Here is a 3147-nt window from a genome sequence, read left to right as displayed (position 1 = left end):
CCCAAAAGCATGCCGGCAATACTAGCTAAAAGCCCTGCTAATTGAGGGGGGAGAATAGCTTCAGGGGCAAGTACTTCGCAGCTGACCCAAACTACAAGACCACAGACCACTGATAACAAACCACCTAAAGAATTTGCCCTGGACCAGTAGACCCCAAAGGCCAGTGGTACAAAAGCTGCAACCAAAGTCACTTTGTAGGCATTCTCAACCATCTTAAAAATCGATAAATTCGAGTTGATAGCAAAAAAGGTAACTACCGCTGTAAAACAGAGAACCGTAATGCGCATGACTTTTAGCAAGTCCTGATCGGATAAATGCTTAAAGAATCCGCGAACAATGTTCTCCGCAAAAGTGACGGATGGCGCGAGCAATGTAGCGCTGGCACAACTCTTGATGGCTGACAGTAGGGCACCAAAAAACATTACCTGTGCAATGAGTGGTGCATGATTCAAAATGAGCTTTGGCAAAATCATTTGTGGATCTGTATATAGATACTGCTTCACTAAATCTGGGCTAATGATGGTTGCAGAGTAAGCCAAATACAGTGGAACAAATGCGAAGACGAAATACAGCACTCCACCCAATAAAGCGGCTTGCACTGCAATGTTCACATTCTTAGAGGATGTGATCCTCTGAAATACATCCTGTTGTGGAATAGAACCTAACATCATCGTGCATAAAGCGGCTGTAAACCCAAGAATAGAAGCGAGATTCATATCAGGCCAGAAGTTGGAAAACTGGCCGGCAGCAACTGCATGCTCGAAAACTACACCAACACCACCAGTTTGGGCCGTTATCTCACCGCCGATATAAAGCATACCCACCACAATGATGATCATCTGAATGAAGTCGGTGATTGCCACTGACCACATGCCACCAAAAAGCGTATAAATTAGAACGCTACCAGCCCCAATTAACATGCCTGCTGTTTGTGTGATGCCGCCATCAGACACAACATTAAAAACAAGTCCCAAGGCTTTAATCTGCGCGGCCACCCACCCCAAATAAGAAACCACAATACAGAGCGTTACCAAAACCTCTACAGTACGGCCATATTTCTCCCTAAAGAAATCGCCGATAGTGAGCATGCGACGGTTATAGAGATGACGAGCAAAAAAGAGTCCTACTAAAATCAGGCACAGAGAAGATCCGAAAGGATCGGAAACAATTCCGCCGAGCCCCTCCTTAAGGAAGGTAGCTGGGATGCCCAACACCGCTTCGGAGCCAAACCAGGTAGCAAAGACTGTAGCGGTGACGATAGGCAAAGGAAGGCTATGGCCTGCTGCAGCAAAGTCAGCCGTGTTTTTGACCCGTAGCGCAGCCCAAAGGCCGATACCTACAGATACCACCCAGTAGATGATGACAAACCAAATCAACATCGCCCAATTACTCCTTCAGAATTTGCTCAAATTATATGGCCTTGTCACTTATGACATTTAATCAATCAGAGCCAAATTTGAGTCAGCTGGTCTGACATAATTCATGGGTGAATTCCGCCATACAGCCAATAGAGAACCCCAATAGCGATCTAGCCTATCAAAAGGCGATTTTGGGTTCGGTATCGCGCACTTTTGCACTCACCATCCCCCTTCTCTCCCCAGCGCTTGAGGCAGTGGTTGGGAATACCTATCTACTGTGTCGGATTGTCGACACGATTGAGGATGCGACTGAACTCAGTCCAACAGAGAAGCAGCGCTTATCTAGGCTATTTTTAGAAGCAGTTTTGGGCACTATTTCGGTAGAGGCATTTGTAAGCCCCTGCCTAGAAGCATTAAAAGGCTATTCCAATGTTGATGAGCTCGATTTAATCGCACATACCCCAACCGTCCTCAGAATTCTGCACACCTTTCCCGATACAGATCAGGCTGCGATTAGCCGTTGCGTTTCAATCATGTCCGATGGCATGTCCCATTTCCATGGAAGGCAAACGCAAGAAGGGCTAAAAGATCTCGCAGAATTTGAGGAGTATTGCTATGTAGTGGCTGGTGTCGTAGGAGAGCTACTGACAACCATCTTTAGCAACTACTCTTCCGGATTTGCAAAGCAGATCGAAGGGCATGAGCAATTGGCTATCGCCTTTGGTCAAGCTTTACAAATGACCAATATTTTGAAGGACTCACCAGAAGATCGTGCACGTGGCGTTTCTTGGAAACCAGTAGGCATGAGTCAAACAGCGCTACTGAATATTGCTTACAAAAAACTGCAAGACTCCATGAGCTATATTCTCCTGATTCCAGAAAATGAAGTTGGTATCAGACGCTTCTGCTTTCTTGCTTTCGGTCTTGCAGTCATGACGCTTGAAAAAATTGCTAACAGAAAAGAATTTAGCAACAAATCGGAAGTCAAGTTGTCTAGAAATTCCGTTTGGATTTTTTATGCATTTACTAAGCTTGCCGCTAGTAATACCTTCTTGATGAAAGCATTCTTTTTTGTAGCATCTAGCCAACTCAGGAAACTGTCTGCAAAGAAACCTTAGAGCACACCCTCATGCTTTAAAAGCCAAATTTTGATCTGGCGATAAAAACCTGGAGCATCTTCTTTCATAAAACCTCCAAGACCTTTGGCAGAAACTACTCTATGACACGGAGTGACCAAAGGATAGGGATTAGCACCGCAAGCAGTCCCGACGGCACGAGGTCCACTTTTAATCTTTTTGGCAATCTCACCATAAGTGCTAGTCTTTCCCACTCCAATACCTAGTGTCGCATTCCACACCTTTTGCTGATGTGGTGTTCCCGTAGGTTTTAGGGGAACGTCAAACACTGAGGAGGCATGCTTGAAATAGTGTGCGCATTGTTTTGAAAATGACTTAGCCAAAGCATTTTTCGGGGAAATGAGCGCAGTACCTGGAGGCAGATAATCAATTTTGGAGATCATCAAACTACCGTCTACCAACTCTGTTTGCACACCCAGGCACCCAAAAGGGGCAGATATCACGCAATAATCGGCTGATGTAGAGATGGCCATGCTGAAGATTCTGACACACATTGAGGTAAAAATTCACGCAGGATTCCAATAAGGCTGTAGCTAGTGAAGTAGCACTTTGCTATATTGGATATTCCTTATTCTTTGCGGACATCACTGATGGACACTTTTTTTGATGATTGGCCTTTTATTGGTCAAGTCGCATTAGTCATCTTCCTGCTT

Annotated in this window: 3 protein-coding genes; 1 reads left to right on the top strand and 2 read right to left on the bottom strand. The window is 45.1% G+C overall.

All coding sequences use genetic code 11. From position 1 onward, the window contains the following. Positions 1–1379: sodium:solute symporter family protein (locus B7Y67_RS13885; RefSeq protein ID WP_293599158.1), on the bottom strand; the 1379-nt coding region annotated here is incomplete at its 3' end. A 107-nt stretch (positions 1380–1486) separates the two neighbouring features. On the opposite strand from B7Y67_RS13885, the gene B7Y67_RS13880 reads away from it, so the two are divergent. Further along, positions 1487–2476, top strand: coding sequence for a squalene/phytoene synthase family protein (locus B7Y67_RS13880; RefSeq protein ID WP_293599157.1), 990 nt, complete (start codon positions 1487–1489; stop codon positions 2474–2476). On the opposite strand, the gene B7Y67_RS13875 is transcribed toward B7Y67_RS13880, so the two are convergent. Beyond that, positions 2473–2967: a methylated-DNA--[protein]-cysteine S-methyltransferase gene (locus B7Y67_RS13875; protein WP_293599156.1), complete on the bottom strand. Its 495-nt coding sequence runs from the start codon at positions 2965–2967 to the stop codon at positions 2473–2475. The genes B7Y67_RS13880 and B7Y67_RS13875 overlap by 4 nt on opposite strands. Positions 2968–3147 lie beyond the last annotated feature (180 nt).

It is taken from the genome of Polynucleobacter sp. 35-46-11 (assembly GCF_002281105.1).
Note: the sequence above shows the minus strand (reverse complement) of the source record. Positions and strands in the feature narration are given on the sequence as shown.